We start from the raw sequence: 19,023 nt of genomic DNA, 5'->3' as shown, positions 1-19,023 counted from the left end.
ATTTCCCGTCAGGGTGTATGACCGTGCGCTTTTTTTCGCATGCTGCCGCGTCTTCTGGTAGCGTGGCTCCATGCAGACTGAGGTTTCTTTGCAGGGAAAACAATGGCACGTTACAGACTCAAAGCGTGACATAGAGACGTTCATTCTCGAACGTCTCACAGCACTCAATGATGTGGAGACACTGCACTGGGACGATGCCGGTGTCTTTCCGGATACAGCGAAAGCAATTGCCCGCGTGCACGCAGCGATTGATGCACGGGAAACCGTGGCAATTTTCGGAGATTATGATTGTGACGGCGTGACAGCCACAGCGCAGATGGTACGTTTTTTCCGGCGACATGGAATAGAGCCGATTGTGCGTCTGCCGCACCGCGTGCACGACGGATACGGCATGCGCGAGAAACATATTGCAGAATTTGCCGAGCAGAAAGTGTCACTCATTCTGACAGTGGACACAGGTGTCACCGCACACGATGCACTGAAGAATGCGACAGAAAAAAATATCGATGTAATCATTCTGGATCACCATCACATGCAGCAACCCCCCGATGCGTACGCGGTGCTGCATCCGGATCTTGCAACGAATTTCCCCGCACCGCACCCGTCTGCAGCCGGCGTTGTTTTTCTCTTCATCTCTGCATATGAAGGAGCACCGTGGGTGGAGCGGGATATCGATCTGAGCCTGGCGCTTTTCGGTACCGTTGCGGATCTTGTGCCGCTCGGCGGAAAAAACCGGAAGCTGGTGCAGGAAGGACTGCGCGCACTGCAGCGTCTGCCGGAAGGGCCGCTCAAGCATCTGGTCAATACCATCGGGAACGGAAAGCCGCTTGCCTCCACTGACATTGCATTCCGCATTGCGCCACGCATCAATGCCGCCGGTCGCATGGATGATCCGACGCTCGCACTCACGGCACTCTTGGATGGTGGCAATGCACTGTCGCATCTGGAAACACTCAACAGCAATCGACAGGATGAAACTGCGCGCTGTATTGAGCATGCACTGCACACTATCGGGGAGACGTTAGATGAAAACACGCCCGCGTTTTTGGCTGTCGCCGATGCGTCGTACACGCCGGGTATTGTCGGACTGATTTCCGGAAAACTGTCTGAGCGTTTTGGAAGACCATCGATGGCGGCGGCAGTGACAGGAGATACATGCGTCGCAAGTCTGCGCAGTTGTCCGTCGTATAACATTGTCGAAGGACTGGAACGCATTGCCCATCTCCTGATGGATTTCGGCGGACACGCACAGGCGGCGGGTTGTTCGTTTGCCCTCAGGAATTTCGATGCGATTGCAGCAGCATTGAATGCAGATGTCCGTGCGCACACCAATCCGGATGATTTACTCCCGGGTCTGCACATCGATGCCGTGATTGATGTGATGTCCATCAACACGCGCCTCGTCCTTTCACTCCAGCAACTCGAACCGTACGGTCAGGGCAATCAGGAGCCGCTCTTCCTGCTCCCCGCAGTCCAGCTCCAGAATGCACGACGTGTCGGAAGCGACGGCAAACATCTCTCCGCCACAGTCGGGCACTGTAAACTGATCGGCTTTGGAATGGGGGATCTGATTGGAGACGTGTTCCAGCCCCTCGATATTGTCTGTCGTATCGGGATGGATACGTGGAATGGCAAAATGACCCCGCAGCTGTTTTTGGTTGACGCGAGGATAAGGTAGCCAAGGTGACAAAAGGGACCGAAGGGACCGAGGTTATTTAGCCTACATCGGTCCCTTTTCCCACGTCGGACACCTCGGCAACCTCCCATCTATACATCACAGGAAAATATCCTATAATCCGCCACCGCCCCTTTACATCACCCATTCCTCCATCCACGCGCGCTTTTTCATACTCTGGACACCATGTCTCAGGGGAAAGCGTGCATGCCGTGGAGGACTATTATCATGACCCAAACTGCTGCACCCGCACTCTTGCAAACCATTACTCTCAAGCACGAACTCAGGTCACCGAAGAAGAGTTTCTACAGGAACCCCCCACCTGGCCACGGTATCCGCATTGCAGATATCGCATTCACGAAGACATTTTTCTTCGAGGTACAGAAAGGCAGACACCCTTTTGAAGTGACCTCCGTCGATGACCTGCTGACCGATGGCATGGATAAGATCACATTCAACCTCGCACCAGACGTCATCGTGCAAACCGGCCACAATTGGAAAACCCGCAGCGAGCCCCAGGGCTACGATTGCATTCCCGCTTTCCGGGACTACCGCTGGCTCCCGCTGACCAGCGCACATCTCTGTTTGCTTTTGCCCAAAGGATTGCATGAAGGCGATATGGAAAACGGGTTTGTGTGGAATAGCGGCGGACTGATCCTGCTGTGGCAGGAAAGCAAGTCTGGCAATCTCTGGATCAAGTACGAGAAGTAACATACTCGCACTGACCCTCTTCCAGTCCACGGCAAAAAAAGAACGATGACCCTGCGGTTATCGTTCTTTTGTTATTCGCGATGAGGCAGTGATTTATACCGGTGCCAGGCGTCCCTCCATATCAAACACGCTCGTGATGGGCACACTGAATGCTGCGGCGATTTTGTACGCAAGGAGAACGGACGGATTTGTCTGTCCGCGCTCGATGGACATGATGGTCTGACGGCTGACTCCGGTGCGGAGTGCCAGCTCTTCCTGCGTCATACCGTGTTCGAAGCGGAGCTTCCGGATGTAGTTGAGGAGTTGGACAGTAGACATGGAAGGTTGGGGGAGCGATGAATAGTACACTTAGCAAATTGAGAGCGCAATTCTACTGACCATCGTGAGCGGTGCAAGACTATTTCCCGCGATTTTTGCAGAGGCACAATACGTTCTTCATGTATGCCCGTACGATGAAACAAAAAATGTGTTCGCGAATGCATCAGCTCACAGTTTTCCATGTTCGCCACATCAGCTTTTTGCCGTTTGAATGAAGTCCGCGATAGAATAGGGTGAATAATGTCTTCTCAGTTCCCATTTCACGGCATCTTTTCATCGCTCGGACAGGAGCAGGAGACGCCGACCCCGGAGGAAAATATTTTTGCAGAGACGCCGGCACCTCTTCCTGCTTTTGGCCAGACAAAGCCGACAGGTCGCTCAGCGGGGCATGTGGCGGTCGATATTTACGAGTTTGATAACTACTACATCATCAAGGCACCGATTGCCGGTGTAAAGCTCTCAGACATTGATATTGAAGTGACGGATAACGTTATCACCATCCGTGGCAACCGCCAGCAGGGGGACAGCATTCCGACGGATCAGTATTACCTGCAGGAATGTTTCTGGGGCGAATTCAGCCGCAGCGTCACGCTGCCGTTTACGATTGATCCGAAGAAAATAAAAGCGACCTTCAACAAAGAATGCATTCTGAAGATTCTCATTCCGAAAGAGGAGCGTGTAAAGATTGTGAGAATCAATGAGGTCTGACCATTTCTTTGTAAGAGCAACACCCCATCGGTAGTCTTATGTGTATGCACACCCTCCGACTCCCTCTTTTGCTTGGCGCTGTTTTCCTTGCCGGCTGTACAGCCATGCCGCCTGCAAACAATGACACAGGTTCCGGTGATGACATTGCCTGCGCAATGGAAGCGAAACTCTGTCCGGACGGATCGTACGTCGGCAGACAAGGTCCTCGTTGTGAATTCGCCCCGTGCCCGGGTCAGACATCTTTATCCGGCTCCACACTCATCCAGACTGTATCTGACGGCACCATTACATTCTCTGTCCCGTCTGAGTTCGGTATTGCGGTGAAGCCCGAACAACTGGTTATCACGTCCTATATTCCACCGTGCGAGGAAGGATACGACTACTGTCTGTACTACAACGCTGCTGACTATGCAGGCACCAATTTTGCAAGTGCGGGTATCGGGATTGTAAAACGGACTGACCTGACAACCGGTACCGCCTGTCTGAACACACAGCCGAGCGGCTACAGCAATCTCACGCCTGTGGTGCGTGACAGCGAGGGATACACCACCAGCGTCTTTGCCTCACTTGGCGATGCTGCGATGGGTCACGTGGCACAGGACCGCGTCTACCGCCTTGCACTCAGCAATGCATGCTACGAATTCCGCACACGCATCGGGCAGTCACAGTTCTCAAATTATCCGGAAGGATCGATTGAAGAATTCACAGCGTCTGACGCCGCGGCTCTGCAAACAGAATTGCAGGCAGCACTGGAAACCGTCACCATCACAAACGGTGAGGCGATTTTGTTCCCGCAGGTGACAAGTCGCTAAAGCGTTGTGTTTACTTTACATTTTGCAATATCGTGTTATCGTAACCGTGTTACGTATCCGTCACCCGTTCTTTGAAGGACCCTTTCATGAAGCCCGGATTTAAAGTTTTTCTGACAGTACCAGACGACCCGCACTCCATGCGATTAACCTACTTCTATCCGGATCTGGATAAAGAGGATAAGCGCGGCACGCCTGTGCAGGTCGTCCCTCTCGAGCTCGATGGCGTACTGTCACAAATGCTGACAGGGCTGGCCCATCTGAATGGCTGCATGCCTGAGGATGAGATCGGTGAGCTGTTTGTCAGTATGTTCGAGGCCGGCAAAAATGCCGGCACGTAACACACCTGTTGTGCAGTTGCATAACGTGTCCGCCTATCCTGAATAAGGGTAGGCATTTTTTTGATATGCAAAAACACCCGACAAATCACACACAAAACAATCGTCCCAATAACCAATTACCAATACCCCAATAACCCATCACGCAACCAGCTTCTTCATCACCTCAGCATGGAATGCGCGCATGCTCTTCAACACCGCTGCATCACCGAAACAGTGTTCGATTGTTTTGGCAGCTTTCGGATCGTTGAGGAGGCGCTTGAAAAGCGTCGCGTCTTCCTTCGCTTTACGCTTCTGTTCTTTTTCCAATTTCTGTCCGCGCATTTTGAGCAGAGCCTGTTCGAGCTTCAACACTTCTTCAAGTGTCTTCCAATCTTTGGCCGTCATTTTAATAGCGACGTCGTCCGTAACAGCTGATCTCATAATGAGGGTGGGAATGTGTGTTCGTACCCCATTGTAGGGGAAATCGAATATTTTGTCAAAACAGACCTGTTTAGGGTACTCTATGGCAGATGCAGATTTCTCAAGCCATTCTACCGGTTGCGGGCCTTGGAACGCGTTTCCTGCCCTGGACAAAAGTCGTCCCCAAAGAACTCCTCCCAATCGGCAATCAGCCCGTGATTGCGCTGCTTGTGGACGAATGTCTGAGTGTGGGTATCCGCGATATCTGCTTTATCATCAGTCACGGAAAAGAGCAGATTCCGCAGTATTTTTACTCAAACCCGTCCCTCGAAGCGGAACTGAAAGCACGGGGCAAGCTGGATGCCCTCACAGAACTCCAGAAATACGACGAGGTGAATTTTCATGTGGTCTACCAGGAACAGCAGCTCGGCGACGGCCACGCGATTTTGCAGGCTGCAGATTGGGTAAAGAGCGACACGGTCGCAATTCTGTTTGGCGATGATCTGATTGCCGGCACAGAGAACGGACTGCAGCAACTGACGAAGGCATTCGATGCCGCTCCTCATACGCGCGAGGTGGCGATGCTGTGTCTGGAGAATGTCGCGCGCGAACGCGTGAGCAAGTACGGCATTGTGGATGTCGATATGTCCCAGTCAGAGGGGCGACTGAATAAAGTGAGGGCTCTTGTCGAAAAGCCACAACCGGATGATGCACCATCCACACTCGGTATTGTCGGAAAGTATCTGATCCCGCGTTCGATTTTCGATGTACTGCCCACCGTCGGCGCATCGCACGGAGGAGAAATCAGACTGATTGATGCACTGATCGCAAAGCTCACGGAGATGGATGTGTACGGCTATGAAGTGGAAGGGAAGCGGATTGATACGGGGACGCCGGAGGGGTATAGGGAGGCCGTGATGCTTTTGGGAGGGAATTAATGCAGTAGCCATCACACAAATATGCGCTACTCTCTTTTGACGCAGCACATCGTTGCGTCATCGATCAGCCTTCATTCAGGAGATTCACATGGGACGATCGAAACGTCTGGGTCCGACGCTCACCGCCCGCGAAAAACGTGCACTGGAAAAAGCGGCAGGCGTCCGGATCTTCACAATCGGCAGAGTGTGCCACGTGGCAATCCGTCGATGAGACACCGCAGCTTCCATACTCCACTGGAGGCTGCATTTTAGTGTTGTTTGTGATTTTAAAAACTGCCTCTTAGACCATTGACATTTTTCTTAAAATATTCTATTTGATGCCCGTCTTTCCTTGGTGGAGAGACGTGTGATCTTTGACATCACATGCAGAAAAACCGCCATGGTGGCGGTTTCATACCAGATACTGAAGGGAGAAATGCGATGATGGGTTGGGAAATGATGGCTCTGATTGTTGTGGGACTTTGTCTGTTTGAGATTGTCTCAAGCTTGGACAATGCAGTAGTGAATGCCGACATCCTGGTAACAATGAGTGACAAGGGGCGCAAGTGGTTCTTATTTTGGGGAATCATTTTCGCGGTCTTCGTTGTCCGGGGCCTGTTGCCGACAGTCATTGTGTGGATGGCAACGCCCGGACTTGGCCCAGTGGAAGCGATCAAGGCAACATTTCAGGGGGATGCTGCCGCAGCTCATGCAGTGAAAGAAGCGGCTCCACTTCTCCTCTGTGGCGGGGGTGTATTTCTTCTCCTCCTGTTCCTGGATTGGCTGTTCCGTGAAGAAAAGGCCTATGGCGTGTGGGGTGAGGCATTCCTGCTCCGGCAAGCAACATGGTTTTACCTCATTGCATCAGTCGCACTGACGGTTATCACGTGGCACGCAGTGCACCACAATCCTATGCTGGCGTTCAGCGCAATGGTGGGGTCGACTGCGTTCTTCCTGTCTCACGGTTTCAAAGAGCACGCAGAAAAGGTGGAGGAGGAGCTGAGGACAAGCAAGAGCAACCGATCGGATCTCTCCAAAATTCTCTATCTGGAAATTATCGACTTATGCTTCTCGATCGATGGCGTCGTGGGTGCATTCGCATTTACCATGAGCGTTCCCCTCATCCTGGTTGGAAACGGGATCGGTGCAGTTGTTGTGCGCCAGGTCACCGTTGCACTCGTCAAACGGCAACTGGAGAAGCAGAAACAGAATGGGGCGTCCGATAAAGCTTTTCAGAATCTGCCCTATTTGAAAAACGGGGCTATGTATGCAATCGGCACACTGGCAGCCGTCATGATTCTGGACAGCTTCCACATTCACGTTCCTATCTGGTTCACACCAGTAGCAACGATCAGCATCATCGGGTTTTTCCTGGGGATGTGTTTCTGGCGACCGGTTGTCTCAGAGACGAAAGAAGTGAAGGCAAACGAGCCAGCTGAAGAATGTTTAAACGTCTAATCTGCATGTGAGGTATCACAAACCCCGAGCTTCAGGTCTTCCTGAAGCTCATTTTTCTATGCTCATTTCTGCCGCCGCAATAACTCAATCTCATCACGCAGATCCGCAGCCTGCTCAAACTGCAGATTCTGGGACGCGAGTTCCATCTGCGCTTCGAGCTCTTCAATCAGGCGGTTGCGTTCGTCCTTCGGAATCTTCTGATGATCATGCTTCGGACGACGGAGTTCCAGCTTTTTGCCTTCTTCCGCAATGTCGTGGATGGCTTTGATGATGGTCTGCGGCGTGATGCCGTGCTTCTCGTTGTAGGCCTGCTGGATCGCGCGGCGGCGGGTGGTTTCGCCCATGGCTCCGCGCATGGCATCGGTCTCTTTGTCGGCGTAGAGCGTTACGTGTCCGTTGACGTTACGGGCAGCACGGCCGATGGTCTGAATGAGAGCGTCGCGGGAACGGAGGAAGCCCTGCTTGTCGGCATCGAGAATTGCAATGAAGCTCACTTCCGGAAGGTCGAGTCCTTCGCGCAGCAGGTTGATACCGACGAGGATGTCGATGTCACCGGTACGCAGCTGGCGGAGGATTTCGATACGGTCGAGCGTCTCCACGTCTGAGTGGATGTACTGCACGTTGTAGCCACCGTCTTTCAGGTACTTGGTGAGGTCTTCAGCGCTGCGCTTGGTGAGCGTTGTAATAAGCACGCGCTCGTTCCGCTTGAGAGTTTCCTGCACCTCTCTGGTGATGTCGTCGATCTGGTTCTTTGTGGGCTTTACAGTCACCACCGGATCGATGAGTCCTGTCGGGCGGATAATCTGCTCCGCGAAATTATCTTTCGGCGTGTTTGCAAATTCATATTTGCTCGGCGTTGCAGACACATAAATACGCTGATGCACGCGCTCTTCCCATTCATTCATTTTGAGCGGGCGGTTGTCGTGGCTGGATGGCAGGCGGAAGCCGTATTCGACGAGCGTGGATTTGCGGGAGTTGTTTCCTTCGTACATACCGCCGATCTGCGGGATGGTGATGTGCGACTCATCGGCAATCACGAGGTAATCATCCGGGAAGTAGTCGAGGAGAGTGGACGGCGGAACGCCGGGCGGTGTTCCTTCCAGGTAGCGCACATAGTTTTCAATACCTGTGCAGTAGCCGGTTTCACGCAGCATTTCGACGTCGTACTCCGTGCGCATGCGGATGCGTTCTGCTTTTACGAGTTCGCCGCGCTTCAGGAAATACGCTTCCTGCTCTTTCATCTCCGCGAGGATTCCTTCAATCGCACGATCAATTTTTTCTTTCGAGGTCACGTTGTGTGCTGCCGGGAAAATGGTCACATCCTGCAGTTCCTGAATGACTTCTCCGGTAAAGCTATCCACCTCCTGAATGACATCAATTTCATCAAACGGCATTTCGATGCGGATGACCGTGTCTGCATTCGGCGGGAAAATTTCGACCGTGTCTCCCATTGCATGGAACATCCGCTGCTTGAACTCCATGTTCGAACGGCGATACTGAATGTCTGTCAGCTTGCGGAGGAGTTTGTCACGCTGGATGGTCTGTCCGCGTTCGAGTTTGATGGCGAGTGCTTCGTAGTCAGTCACGTTTCCAAGACCGTAGATACAGGAAACAGATGCAACAATCAGCACGTCGCGACGCGTGAGAAGATTGTACGTTGCAGCATGACGGTACTTGTCGATTTCTTCGTTGATGGACGCATCTTTCTCAATATACGTATCCGTGTGCGGCACGTACGCTTCGGGCTGGTAGTAGTCGTAGTAGGAGACGAAATACGACACCGCGTTGTCCGGAAAGAACATCTGGAACTCCGAACACAGCTGCGCCGCAAGGGTTTTGTTATGTGCGAGCACGAGCGTCGGACGCTGCGTTGCCTGCACAATATTCGCCATAGTAAAAGTCTTTCCTGTGCCCGTTGCCCCGAGAAGCGTCTGGTGTTTCTCACCTTTCTCAAGACCCTTGAGCAGTTTCTCAATAGCTGCCGGCTGGTCACCCTTGGGCTCAAAGGAGGATACGAGTCTGAAAGGCTTGTTTTTGGACATGTAACAGGAGAAAAGATTGTCGGAACAGCGTACAGGAAAAAGAGGCCTGATCCAATGGGAGGCAGCCAAAATAGGTAATTATTTGACCGTTTTTATAAGGAAATTGTTTGAATTTGCTCTATTTCACGGATTCTGTCTTGATACTATTACAAAAACGAGGAAAATGCGTGCGCTATGTCGGACGTACGCGATTTGCCTGACGACGAGAATCTTCCGGAGGACACACTGTTTCTTCCGCCTTTTCCTGATGACGATGCAATTGAATCAATGATGCTTACTCTGCATGAATTGTTTATCAGACGGATGAGTGAGAGTGCCAGTAAGCCTGAGCAAAAAGCCATCCTCGAATCACTGAGTGCGAAGGATCTGCGGTTACAACTCAAAAGCAGCGATGAGGATGATCTCCCCTCTACGCTAGCCTCTCGACAGAGCACCGGAACATACAAACCGGACAATCATCCGGACGCACCGGTGTTCGGCGTGGATGCATGGTATAAAAATCCAAACATGAATGTACAAACCGATCAGTGGAGACTAACCAATAATATCTTTATGGGGCTGGATCTTATCGGCGAGGTCATTGCATCCATGCAACAGGAAATGCGACAGACGCTCGTTGATTTTTTAGTGGCAACATATGCGGAAGATTGCGGGCTCGATGAGTTTCTGGAGGACATGGATGACGATGATTGTGAAACAGAAGACGGCGATATTGCCTACGCAGATGATGAGGAAGAGGAGAAAGACGCGCAGAAAACGATAGCAGAAGTGCGCGCACTGATGGATCTGCGCAAAGCTGTGACCAATGGATCATTTGGGCATATTCCGGACATTGATCTTTTCTATGAAACAGATCAGCTGGATAGAAGCTGGAACGAAAGTCTGATATCCTCTCTCCACTTGCTCAACAAACGATTCCGTTCCCTGCTATCCTCTCTCTACGAGAAGCTCAAAAACAGCTGATTCCCTCCTTCCTATGATCGACCTCCAGCACCTCCGGGATAACCCCGAACTCTACCAGGATGCTGCCACCAAAAAGCGCATCAAAGTTGATGTGCTCGCATTCCTGAAACTCGACGAGGAACGCCGCACGCTCATCCAGCACGCCGATGAAATGCGCGCGAACAAAAACGCCGTCAGCAAGGATATTCCGCAGATGCAGGGCGACGAGAAGGCAAAGGCGATCGCCGACATGAAAGAGGTAGGTGAGAAGCTCAAAACTGCTGAAGAAAAACTGGCGGTGATCGAAAAAGAATGGAATCACACTCTGCTCCTGATGCCGGGCATTCCATTGCCGCAGGTACCGGTCGGAAAAGATGACACGGAGAACGTGGAAGTCCGCACGCACGGAACCATCCCGACGTTTGATTTCCCGATGAAGGACCACGTCACGCTCGCGACAGACCTGGATATCCTCGATATTCCCCGCGCCGTGAAAATGGCCGGCAGCCGCAGCTACTTTTTGAAAGGGGACGGTGCACGTCTCGAACTCGCAATCCTGATGTTCACGCTCGATAGCCTTGCCAAGAAAGGCTACACCGCATTCCTCCCGCCCTTGATGGTGAACTATGAAGCGATGATGGGAACCAGCTATTTCCCGGGTGGCGAAGAACAGGCGTATGCCATCGGCGTGAAGACACCGGATGCTGCCATTGAAAGTGATGATGTGTGGCTGATTGGAACATCGGAAGTGGCTGTGACCAGCTACCACAGCGGCGAGACGCTCAAAGAGACAGATCTGCCGAAGCGCTACTGCGGTATCAGTAACTGCTTCCGTCGCGAGGCAGGAACCTACGGCAAAGACACGCACGGTCTGTACCGCATCCACCAGTTCCAGAAAGTCGAGCAGGTGATTCTGTGTAAGAATGATCCCGCAGAAAGCGAGAAGATGCACAAAGAAATTCTGCAGAACGCAGAAGACATTCTGCAGGCTCTGAAGTTGCCGTACAGAGTCGTCGACGTGTGTACAGGCGACATGGGCCGCGGACAGATCTACAAAAACGATATTGAAACCTGGATGCCAAGCCGCAACAGCTACGGCGAAACACACAGCTGTTCCACCTTCCACGAATTCCAGTCCCGCAGACTGAATATCAAATACGAAGACAGCGACGGCACGAAGAAATTTGTGCACACGCTGAATAACACCTGCATTGCTTCGCCCCGTATTCTCATCCCGATTCTCGAGATGTATCAGAATGCAGATGGAAGCGTGACGATTCCGGAAGTGCTGCGACCGTATATGGGTGGAAAAGAGGTCATTTCCAAGCCGCAATAATGTTGCCAGACACTCCTGAAGATCAGCCGGCAGAAGATGTTATTCCTGTTGCGCCCAAGCCTCAGTCAGAAGTATCGAGGATGATCAATTCACAGGTTGCTATGATGAATCTTTTTGGCATTGATATTTTTGCTCCTCGCCACGATACACGGGGTGGATGCAGTGATCGGCGGGAGTTTTAAATAGTCATCTCTATCTCTTTCCCCCAGCACTATGCTCAGTCGCAGTTCCATACGAAAGGTTTGGGAATTCAATAGCCAATATGGCCCGGGGGAAGACACATTCAGCCCCGACTGGCATCGGCAGAATCCTGTACCACAGGAAGGCGGTGTCTTACAGGCTGCTGCAGAAAAGACTGTTCAATTGAACGAAGAGGTTGTTCGTGTCGAGCTGCAGAATGTGTTGAAACCAAAAACAATTGAAGGCGTGACGATTGATCATGAAACCGGACAGATCAGCATGCAGACATTTGTGGGGGAAGATGACGATGTTGCGGCCGATGCGGATTGATCGGATATCAGAACCTCTTTGTGCCGGCCGTCCAATAGAGTAGAGTAACCCTTAATGGTTATTTTGCTGGACGGAACATCGGCGATGGGACGGACGACTATTGCAGAACAGATTACGGACATGATGCCGGCGTGGAAACATCTGTCCCTGGAAGTCATTCAGAGCGGTTCGCCCGGCGACAGCCCGGACTATCATGCGCAGCACGCGGAAATCGTGCATCGGTGTGCGGAAGAACTGGAGAAGGACGGCATGCATCTTATTTTATCCATGCCCGAATCGCCGGAACATTTTGCTCTTCTGCGCGAGAGCCTCGGCCGCAGCTGCATTGCCATTCATATTGGAGAAGGCGACGAAGAAGGCTACGACTTCACATTCGATTCCTCCGTCAGTTCGGTCAAAGACATTGTGACGTTTTTAGAAAAGCTGATCGATCGCCTTGCCGCAGAAAGCAATGACTAAACCGCTTCTCATTGCCGACGACAGTCCGGGAAAGATTGTCCTGCTGCAGCATCTTTTGAACAAGGTGCACTGGAACGGGCCGCTTCTTGTTGCAGAGACAGGCGAAGAGGCGATGGAACTGATGGACGAACATCCGGACATTGGATTCGGACTGATTGACTACTACATTCCAAGCAAAAACGGCCCGGCTATTATTCATCGTCTGAAAGAAATGAATCCGGCGGCGCGCATTGCACTGGTGAGTTCGAGTGATGCGAAGAAAAACTTTGATGAAGCCATCGCCGCGGGCGCGGACACGTGCATCTGCACCACCTATGCATCGGACACTGTGGAGAAAACGATTCTGGAATTACTGGAGGAATGGCAGCTGTACTAAAATGTCTTTAAAAATGCAGGATCGAAAGACTGCATTGGATAGAAAGTGGTATTCTCCCTGCCCATTCTTCGTTCATCAGAACTCATGAAAATTCTGTTCACCCGTTTCCCATTGGAGAGCGCCATCAAAGGCGGCGCGGAATTGCAGACTGTCAGTTTGATGAAAGGACTGATCGAGCGTGGACACGAGGTGGCTTTTACGGGCAGCTGTCCGGCTCTCCTCAGTCTTTGCAGAGAGATGGGCATTCCGACCGTCGAGTGGTACATCGGGCCGCCTCCGGTCACGAAATGGCATGCCATCAGTTTTTTCTGGAGAAAGCGGCATATGCGCCAGTCACTTAAAAAGTTGATGGGAGCATTTTTTACAGACAGCGCGGGTTTTGACGTGGTGGTGATGCTCAGCCTGACTGGAAAGTTACTGCTCACCGATATTGTCACGGACCTCGGAGCACGGGCTATATGGATTGAACACGACAGAGTGGGAAACTGGCTCCGAAAAAACCCCTGGCTCCCGACTCTCATCCGTCAGAGCCGGAAGGCAACAACCATTGTTGTCTCGGAACTCAGTCACAGAATCTACCGGAAGCTCGGCTGGCATGAAGATGATCTCCTTGTCATTCCGAACGGCGTTGATGTCACGCGCCTTGCCGGCGCCCTATCCAAAGAAAAGCCGGTTAACGGTGATCTGCGGATCGGATGTGTTGCACGCCTGTCGCCAGAGAAGGGCGTCGACCTTCTCGTTGAAGCAGTTGCCAGTCTGGCAGGTGTACATCTGGAGATTGTGGGGGAGGGCCGCGAGGCGGAGAAGTTAAAAATGCTCACTCGCATGTCGAATACCGCGGATATGGTTACGTTTACGCCGTTTGTAGAACAGGTCACCGATGTCTACCGGCGCATAGATGTCCTCGTCCTTCCGTCGCGCGATCACGATCCATTCGGCCTTGCCGCTGCAGAAGCAATGATGCTGGGCATTCCGGTGATTGTGACCGATCAGTGTGGTATCGCGAGCTATCTGACAAATGGGACAGACGCGATTGTCATCCCGGCAGATTCAGGATCAGCCCTGAGAGAAGCCATTGAACAGATGCAGAAGCAGACGTTGAGAGATGCAATCGGGGCAGCGGGGCAGAAAACAGCGGAGCGCGAGTTTTCTCTGAAGCGCATGATTGATGCCTATGAAAGCGCGCTTTCATAGGAAATTCTAAATTCTAAACTCGAAATCCGGGAGAAAATAAACAGTCATCTTTTACGAGAGTTTAGTATTTCGAATTTTTATTCAGAATCATCACCATACAATATTACCCAACTTTTTCTGTGTCATCATCGAACGTTCATGTTACCCTCAGTCCATGTGCCTCACCTGTCTTGCTGTTTCTCTCGTCCCGTTTTTCAGTGGTGCCACCCCGGCATCGCAACCAGTGCATTTCCAGCAACCGATTGATGCGGTAAGTATAGAAATGCAGAGTGAGAATCCTGCGTATGTGCGTGGATTGCAGAATGGGAAATGGACAGACTGGCAGACGCTGACAATAAACAATGAGCAAGACCCATCCCTTCGGGAAAGTGATTTGGTGCTTTTTGATGAGCCCGTATCCGACATTGAATTCCGCGGCGACGTGCCGGCTCCCGCTGTCCATCCTATCCGCATTTCAGATGCACCTCTCAGTTACAAAGTAGCCTCCACCGCAGCAGTCAGGGCTCCGCACATCCTCAGCCGCAGCGACTGGGGTGCAGATAACACCCTGCTCTACACAGACGGTTTATTTGCAGGAACAAATGACGTTGCACAGGACGCCCCTGTCACCGGCGGCACGCCGTCACAGCGCGAAACGGACTGCAAAGAAGCCCAGACAAACTGGCCGGACGAATTCAAGACCACAAATCCTGTCACCAAAGAAAACGGCAAGACACTGCGATGGACACGAAGCTACAGCAAAAAAATAAAACTCCTGACCGTACACCACACTGCTATTCAGGTCACAGGCGACAAGCGCAGCGGCGTGGAACGCATGCGTGCGCTGTACGAGTACCACAGCCAGAATCGTGGCTGGGGCGATATCGGGTATCACTATATTGTTGATGAAGACGGCAATATTTTTGAAGGTAAATCCGGCGGCCCGCTCGTCGTCGCGGGACACGCATACTGCAACAACGTCGGCACCATCGGTATTGCACTGCTTGGAAACTTTGAAGTGGAACAACCGGAGCAGGCGCAAATCAAAAGCCTCCAGTGGCTGCTGCAGGATCTTGCATCCACCTACGATATTGATGTCAGTAAAACCGTAACCTACCACGGCAAGAAAATGGAGCCGATCGTCGGCCACCGCGATCTCCTGCAGACGGATTGTCCGGGCTATTACGTGTACGGCGTTCTTGATCAGATCCGGGAAAACGTGCGGTCCGGGAATATTGATGGCTCTGTCACATTGCTGCCACTCAAAAATCCGCTGCCCGTTGTTCCTGTTGTAACAGATCCGGGCACACCACCGGAAGAAACATCGGAAGATGCACTTGGTCAGACCCCGAGTCGTGTCGCCAGATTGCAGCGGAAAATCCGCACCGCTGCGCGCCTCTCCACCAGAGTCGGAGGACGCGCCACACAGCTCGCACAGGCGCGCCGCACTACAAGCCCTGTGCAAACAACCAAAGTGCTTCCCGGCAGACCAACCCCTGCTCGCTCTTCGGCATCATCGTCACGATCATCATCAATGACGCAACGACGTGCCAACCAAGAACCAGCAACCAGCAACCAGCAACAAATAAAGATCCGCCTCGAATCCCGCGATAAAGACCTGTCATCCTGTGACAATGCCCCACTTGCAACACTCAGTGATCTGTACCGCGGAACGGTGACATGTACGACATATAACGGCAAAGCCGTGCTGATTAATACAGTAGGACTGGAGGACTACATGATGGGACTGGCGGAAGAACCGGATACCGAGCCGTACGAAAAACAGCGCGCATTCGCGATTGCCGCCCGCACGTACGCGAGCTGGTACACGCTGCCGGAAAACAGAAAATTCCCCGGCGCTCCGTATGACGGGTCCGATAGTCCGGCAAATTTCCAGAAATACGTGGGCAAAACCTTTGAAGCCAAAAATCCGCGCTGGGTCCAGTCTGTGGTGTCCACCGCAACAGGCATCCTGAAAAAAGATGGCAAGATTATCAAGCCACCCTACTTCAGTTCCGATACGGGCATAACGCGCACGCCCGCGGAAGCCGGCTGGAAGAACTTCCCCTTTGCGGAGATTTTCAGTGCAAAAGAGGATCCATGGTGCAAAGGCCTCCCGCTCGCCGGCCACGGCGTCGGCATGTCAGGATGCGGCGCCAAGGGGCAGGCAAAAGAGGGAAAGACGGGAGAAGAGATTTTGCAGTATTATTATCCGGGGACGACTGTGAGTTATTGGTGAATTGGTAATTGGTTATTGGGGTGGCTTTTTTGATTCATATCCCAATTACCAATAACCCATAACCAATTACCTATTTCGTCGCTTCAGCCTGGACCGATGCCGACACTCCCTGATCCCTGTACAGCCGCGCACCAAGACTCACCAGACTGACGATCAGCAGGGCGATCAAGACGGGCGTGCCGATGGCGGAGGCGGAGGTTTTCACGTGTCCTGACGGAAGAAAGAATAGAAAAGGTTTCTCATTATAACCCCTTTAACGGCTTTGCAACGTTTTTTGTTACATTTTTTCCGGAAAATCACGGACTTTTTCCTCTGCTTGTCTCCTTTCGCAGCTCTCTTGTATGGTCCTTACCATGCAAAAAAGGTCAGGATTCACCGGCTTGCTGCAGAAAACCGCCGCTCAAATCTATGCGTATCTTCAGCGCGCGCATGCAGACGTGCAGCGCGACTCTTTTCTGGGGCAGTACGACATTCACGACAGTGTCCGCTGGAATGATCAAACGTGGTTTTATGGAGATGGCGCTATTCATATCGGAGAAAACACGTACCTGGGCAAAGACTGTTTTGTATCTTCTCACCCGGCAACAGCGAGCATCACGGTCGGAAAAGGGTGTGCTATCGGGCACAACGTGCATATCCGGACTACCACCTTCCCGCGCGTTCCGCACTTTGAGAAGGCCAGAGATCTCCCTCCGGAATCGAAAGATATTGTGATCGGGGATTTTGTGTGGATTGGGAATCATGTGTATATCGGCCCGGGTATACGCATCGGTTCCAACAGTATTATTGGCGCCAACAGTGTCGTGACCAAAGATGTGCCTCCGGACACGGTGGTCGGGGGCGTACCGGCACAGGTGATCGGCACGAAAGACGGGTACATCGATGCAGTCGCATCGGAAGCAGAGCTTGAGCGCATCACCACGCTGCAAAATTCCTGAGAAACCGCAGACCGGCTTCCCGGCTTTTTTCCGGATGACACTGAATGCCCGCGATAGTGTTCGATGCAACCACGGATGGGAATGCTTCTCCGTACTCCGTTGTCGCCAGCACCAGCTCCGCGGGTACGGAGGAGAGGTGATACGAATGCATGAAATAGAAGGGATCGTCCTGGCTGATTCCTTCCAGAAGCGGATGTGCCTGCGTGTGCTTCAGGGTGTTCCACCCCATATGCGGAATTTTTCTGATCTTCCCCTCCACGCATACATCCGGTGCAAAACGAATGGTATCTGCAGGAATCCACCCGAGCCCGGGCAACGTTCCTTCCTCACTCCCGCGCGTCAGTAACTGCGCACCCAGGCACAGCCCCAGAAGCGGCGTGCCCTGAGCCCGTACCTTCTGTTCCAGCAGCGGAATAAGGCCGCGGGACTGTAATTGCGTCATCCCGTGATCAAATGCTCCCACACCTGCCAGAATAAGATGATCGGCCTCTGCAATAGCAGCAGGGTCTGCAGAAAAAACGAAGGGAATTCCGATGCGCTGCAAAGCATTTCCCACCGAACCGATATTGCCCATGCCATAATCCAGAACGAGCATCATACCGGTAGCGTGCGACGCGAGGCGATGCCCTGACCCTCTGACATAGCGTAGGAAGGGCGTGAGACAGGTGTATTGCGAAGGAGTGAGCGAATCTCCTCGCGCGACAGGAAAGGCCCCTCAGCGGACGAATATTGACGAATGGCATCCGGCCTGAGAGGAATACCGAATGACGACGGCAGTGTGCGGACCGAGGGCGTACGCACTATAAACATCGTGTCGGTTTCCGATGCAAAACGTGCTTCATCTTCCGTCATGAGTGTCTCGTGGAGTCTCTCACCCCACGTCGGACCGGTGATGACGCGCTGGATGTCTGCTGGTCGTTTGCCAAGGAGGGGCGCACGTTCTTCAATAAGGACATCGACCAGATCTCCGAGGAGCATGACGGGCATTTTTAAAATAAAGACTTCACCACCCTGCATTTCCTTCACTGCCTGCAGCACGCGTTCGACGGCATCGGGAATAGGAAGCGTGAAGCGCGTCATGGCCGGATCAGAAATGGTGAGCGGAACGCCGCGCGCCATCTGATCTGAAAGGAGCGGGACCACGGAGCCGCGCGACTGGAACATATTGCCAAAGCGGACAGAGGCACAGAGGGTTCTGTGGAGCGGGCTATAGCCCGCGCTGCCTATCAGACGTTCAGCCAAAAACTTGGTCGCGCCCATTGCACTCTGCGGCGCTGCCGCTTTGTCGGTGCTGATGAACAGTACTTTTTGGACTCCCGCCCTGACAGCGGCATCAATCACATTCTGCGTGCCCAGAATATTGGCCTGCACCGCCTCGAGCACATTGGCCTCACAAAAAGAAATATGCTTGTATGCGGCACAGTGGAACACAATGTCCACGCCTTCCATGGCACGCTGCAGACTGTCCAGATTGCGCACATCCCCAAGGACATATTCCACCTCCGCCCTTCCTGCCATCTCCTGTTTCAGAAGCAGCTGCTTATGTTCATCGCGCGAAAAAACGCGGATAGAACGCGGATGGTGCGGCAGGAGACTCCGGAGAATCTCAGAACCAATGGAGCCGGTCGCGCCCGTAATGAGGACGGTTTTTTGGGAGAAGTACGAATCCATA

At 52.6% G+C, this 19,023-nt stretch carries 21 protein-coding genes; 16 read left to right on the top strand and 5 right to left on the bottom strand.

Annotation, left to right across the window (positions count from 1 at the left end; genetic code table 11):
• The first annotated feature begins 70 nt into the window (after positions 1 to 70).
• The gene (locus K8942_00520; GenBank protein UPA22684.1) at positions 71 to 1,678 is read left to right on the top strand and encodes a DHH family phosphoesterase; all 1,608 of its coding nucleotides are present in this window, start codon (positions 71 to 73) and stop codon (positions 1,676 to 1,678) included.
• Positions 1,679 to 1,861: 183 nt separating this feature from the next.
• Positions 1,862 to 2,386, top strand: coding sequence for a hypothetical protein (locus K8942_00515; GenBank protein UPA22683.1), 525 nt, complete (start codon positions 1,862 to 1,864; stop codon positions 2,384 to 2,386).
• A 93-nt stretch (positions 2,387 to 2,479) separates the two neighbouring features.
• On the opposite strand, the gene K8942_00510 is transcribed toward K8942_00515, so the two are convergent.
• The gene (locus tag K8942_00510; protein ID UPA22682.1) at positions 2,480 to 2,704 is read right to left on the bottom strand and encodes a helix-turn-helix transcriptional regulator; all 225 of its coding nucleotides are present in this window, start codon (positions 2,702 to 2,704) and stop codon (positions 2,480 to 2,482) included.
• Between the two features lie 240 nt (positions 2,705 to 2,944).
• On the opposite strand from K8942_00510, the gene K8942_00505 reads away from it, so the two are divergent.
• From K8942_00505 to K8942_00495, 3 genes are all read left to right on the top strand, one after another.
• Complete coding sequence (locus K8942_00505) at positions 2,945 to 3,412, top strand: Hsp20/alpha crystallin family protein (protein ID UPA22681.1); 468 nt, start codon at positions 2,945 to 2,947, stop codon at positions 3,410 to 3,412.
• Positions 3,413 to 3,456: 44 nt separating this feature from the next.
• Positions 3,457 to 4,224 carry a hypothetical protein gene (locus tag K8942_00500; protein UPA22680.1) on the top strand — a complete coding sequence of 256 codons (768 nt, stop codon included), beginning with the start codon at positions 3,457 to 3,459 and terminating at the stop codon, positions 4,222 to 4,224.
• A 137-nt stretch (positions 4,225 to 4,361) separates the two neighbouring features.
• Positions 4,362 to 4,562 (top strand): hypothetical protein, encoded by a 201-nt coding sequence (locus tag K8942_00495; protein UPA22679.1) that lies wholly within the window; start codon positions 4,362 to 4,364, stop codon positions 4,560 to 4,562.
• Positions 4,563 to 4,700: 138 nt separating this feature from the next.
• Here the strand turns inward: K8942_00495 and K8942_00490 are convergent, their stop codons facing one another.
• Positions 4,701 to 4,982, bottom strand: coding sequence for a hypothetical protein (locus tag K8942_00490; GenBank protein UPA22678.1), 282 nt, complete (start codon positions 4,980 to 4,982; stop codon positions 4,701 to 4,703).
• 89 nt (positions 4,983 to 5,071) lie between these two features.
• Between K8942_00490 and K8942_00485 the strand changes: the two genes are divergently transcribed.
• Positions 5,072 to 5,899, top strand: coding sequence for an NTP transferase domain-containing protein (locus K8942_00485; GenBank protein UPA22677.1), 828 nt, complete (start codon positions 5,072 to 5,074; stop codon positions 5,897 to 5,899).
• Between the two features lie 423 nt (positions 5,900 to 6,322).
• A complete protein-coding gene (locus K8942_00480) occupies positions 6,323 to 7,336 on the top strand; it encodes a DUF475 domain-containing protein (protein UPA23134.1) in 1,014 nt (337 codons plus the stop codon).
• Positions 7,337 to 7,398: 62 nt separating this feature from the next.
• On the opposite strand, the gene uvrB is transcribed toward K8942_00480, so the two are convergent.
• Positions 7,399 to 9,378, bottom strand: coding sequence for an excinuclease ABC subunit UvrB (gene uvrB / locus K8942_00475; GenBank protein ID UPA22676.1), 1,980 nt, complete (start codon positions 9,376 to 9,378; stop codon positions 7,399 to 7,401).
• Positions 9,379 to 9,552: 174 nt separating this feature from the next.
• Between uvrB and K8942_00470 the strand changes: the two genes are divergently transcribed.
• From K8942_00470 to K8942_00430, 9 genes are all read left to right on the top strand, one after another.
• Positions 9,553 to 10,341, top strand: a complete 789-nt coding sequence (locus K8942_00470) for a hypothetical protein (protein ID UPA22675.1) — start codon at positions 9,553 to 9,555, stop codon at positions 10,339 to 10,341.
• 13 nt (positions 10,342 to 10,354) lie between these two features.
• Entirely contained in the window at positions 10,355 to 11,656 is a 1,302-nt protein-coding gene (gene serS, locus K8942_00465; protein ID UPA22674.1) for a serine--tRNA ligase, read from the top strand.
• Positions 11,656 to 11,838, top strand: a complete 183-nt coding sequence (locus K8942_00460; GenBank protein ID UPA22673.1) for a hypothetical protein — start codon at positions 11,656 to 11,658, stop codon at positions 11,836 to 11,838. The genes serS and K8942_00460 overlap by 1 nt, the downstream gene beginning before the upstream one ends.
• A 31-nt stretch (positions 11,839 to 11,869) precedes the next feature.
• A complete protein-coding gene (locus tag K8942_00455; GenBank protein ID UPA22672.1) occupies positions 11,870 to 12,166 on the top strand; it encodes a hypothetical protein in 297 nt (98 codons plus the stop codon).
• A gap of 54 nt (positions 12,167 to 12,220) precedes the next feature.
• Complete coding sequence (locus K8942_00450; protein ID UPA22671.1) at positions 12,221 to 12,625, top strand: hypothetical protein; 405 nt, start codon at positions 12,221 to 12,223, stop codon at positions 12,623 to 12,625.
• Positions 12,618 to 13,001: a response regulator gene (locus K8942_00445; GenBank protein ID UPA22670.1), complete on the top strand. Its 384-nt coding sequence runs from the start codon at positions 12,618 to 12,620 to the stop codon at positions 12,999 to 13,001. Before K8942_00450 ends, K8942_00445 begins: the two co-directional genes overlap by 8 nt.
• Positions 13,002 to 13,085: 84 nt before the next feature.
• Positions 13,086 to 14,195: a glycosyltransferase family 4 protein gene (locus tag K8942_00440; protein ID UPA22669.1), complete on the top strand. Its 1,110-nt coding sequence runs from the start codon at positions 13,086 to 13,088 to the stop codon at positions 14,193 to 14,195.
• Positions 14,196 to 14,349: 154 nt separating this feature from the next.
• The gene (locus K8942_00435) at positions 14,350 to 16,413 is read left to right on the top strand and encodes an N-acetylmuramoyl-L-alanine amidase (protein ID UPA22668.1); all 2,064 of its coding nucleotides are present in this window, start codon (positions 14,350 to 14,352) and stop codon (positions 16,411 to 16,413) included.
• A gap of 353 nt (positions 16,414 to 16,766) precedes the next feature.
• Positions 16,767 to 17,351, top strand: a complete 585-nt coding sequence (locus tag K8942_00430) for an acyltransferase (GenBank protein ID UPA22667.1) — start codon at positions 16,767 to 16,769, stop codon at positions 17,349 to 17,351.
• Here K8942_00430 and hisH read toward each other — a convergent pair.
• Together hisH and K8942_00420 are read right to left on the bottom strand one after the other, a co-directional pair.
• Positions 17,329 to 17,949, bottom strand: a complete 621-nt coding sequence (hisH, locus tag K8942_00425) for an imidazole glycerol phosphate synthase subunit HisH (GenBank protein ID UPA22666.1) — start codon at positions 17,947 to 17,949, stop codon at positions 17,329 to 17,331. The two genes, K8942_00430 and hisH, sit on opposite strands and share 23 nt — an antisense overlap.
• Positions 17,946 to 19,022 carry a polysaccharide biosynthesis protein gene (locus K8942_00420; GenBank protein UPA22665.1) on the bottom strand — a complete coding sequence of 359 codons (1,077 nt, stop codon included), beginning with the start codon at positions 19,020 to 19,022 and terminating at the stop codon, positions 17,946 to 17,948. The genes hisH and K8942_00420 overlap by 4 nt, the downstream gene beginning before the upstream one ends.
• Position 19,023: the final 1 nt, after the last annotated feature.

The sequence above is a fragment of the Candidatus Peribacteria bacterium genome (genome assembly GCA_023038255.1).
GTDB lineage: Bacteria > Patescibacteriota > Gracilibacteria > Peribacterales > Peribacteraceae > CALREJ01.
Note: the sequence above shows the minus strand (reverse complement) of the source record. Positions and strands in the feature narration are given on the sequence as shown.

What these genes read in the sequence shown, in the direction of transcription:
- K8942_00520 (UPA22684.1), top strand. Translation starts at nt 71, where the DNA reads ATGCAGACTGAGGTTTCTTTGCAGGGAAAACAATGGCACGTTACAGAC.
- K8942_00450 (UPA22671.1), top strand. Translation starts at nt 12,221, where the DNA reads ATGGTTATTTTGCTGGACGGAACATCGGCGATGGGACGGACGACTATT.
- K8942_00470 (UPA22675.1), top strand. Translation starts at nt 9,553, where the DNA reads ATGTCGGACGTACGCGATTTGCCTGACGACGAGAATCTTCCGGAGGAC.
- K8942_00505 (UPA22681.1), top strand. Translation starts at nt 2,945, where the DNA reads ATGTCTTCTCAGTTCCCATTTCACGGCATCTTTTCATCGCTCGGACAG.
- K8942_00440 (UPA22669.1), top strand. Translation starts at nt 13,086, where the DNA reads ATGAAAATTCTGTTCACCCGTTTCCCATTGGAGAGCGCCATCAAAGGC.
- serS (UPA22674.1), top strand. Translation starts at nt 10,355, where the DNA reads ATGATCGACCTCCAGCACCTCCGGGATAACCCCGAACTCTACCAGGAT.
- K8942_00480 (UPA23134.1), top strand. Translation starts at nt 6,323, where the DNA reads ATGGGTTGGGAAATGATGGCTCTGATTGTTGTGGGACTTTGTCTGTTT.
- K8942_00495 (UPA22679.1), top strand. Translation starts at nt 4,362, where the DNA reads ATGCGATTAACCTACTTCTATCCGGATCTGGATAAAGAGGATAAGCGC.
- hisH (UPA22666.1), bottom strand. Translation starts at nt 17,949, where the DNA reads ATGATGCTCGTTCTGGATTATGGCATGGGCAATATCGGTTCGGTGGGA.
- K8942_00455 (UPA22672.1), top strand. Translation starts at nt 11,870, where the DNA reads ATGCTCAGTCGCAGTTCCATACGAAAGGTTTGGGAATTCAATAGCCAA.
- K8942_00445 (UPA22670.1), top strand. Translation starts at nt 12,618, where the DNA reads ATGACTAAACCGCTTCTCATTGCCGACGACAGTCCGGGAAAGATTGTC.
- K8942_00515 (UPA22683.1), top strand. Translation starts at nt 1,862, where the DNA reads ATGTCTCAGGGGAAAGCGTGCATGCCGTGGAGGACTATTATCATGACC.
- K8942_00435 (UPA22668.1), top strand. Translation starts at nt 14,350, where the DNA reads ATGTGCCTCACCTGTCTTGCTGTTTCTCTCGTCCCGTTTTTCAGTGGT.
- K8942_00460 (UPA22673.1), top strand. Translation starts at nt 11,656, where the DNA reads ATGTTGCCAGACACTCCTGAAGATCAGCCGGCAGAAGATGTTATTCCT.
- K8942_00485 (UPA22677.1), top strand. Translation starts at nt 5,072, where the DNA reads ATGCAGATTTCTCAAGCCATTCTACCGGTTGCGGGCCTTGGAACGCGT.
- K8942_00500 (UPA22680.1), top strand. Translation starts at nt 3,457, where the DNA reads ATGCACACCCTCCGACTCCCTCTTTTGCTTGGCGCTGTTTTCCTTGCC.
- uvrB (UPA22676.1), bottom strand. Translation starts at nt 9,378, where the DNA reads ATGTCCAAAAACAAGCCTTTCAGACTCGTATCCTCCTTTGAGCCCAAG.
- K8942_00510 (UPA22682.1), bottom strand. Translation starts at nt 2,704, where the DNA reads ATGTCTACTGTCCAACTCCTCAACTACATCCGGAAGCTCCGCTTCGAA.
- K8942_00490 (UPA22678.1), bottom strand. Translation starts at nt 4,982, where the DNA reads ATGAGATCAGCTGTTACGGACGACGTCGCTATTAAAATGACGGCCAAA.
- K8942_00430 (UPA22667.1), top strand. Translation starts at nt 16,767, where the DNA reads ATGCAAAAAAGGTCAGGATTCACCGGCTTGCTGCAGAAAACCGCCGCT.
- K8942_00420 (UPA22665.1), bottom strand. Translation starts at nt 19,022, where the DNA reads ATGGATTCGTACTTCTCCCAAAAAACCGTCCTCATTACGGGCGCGACC.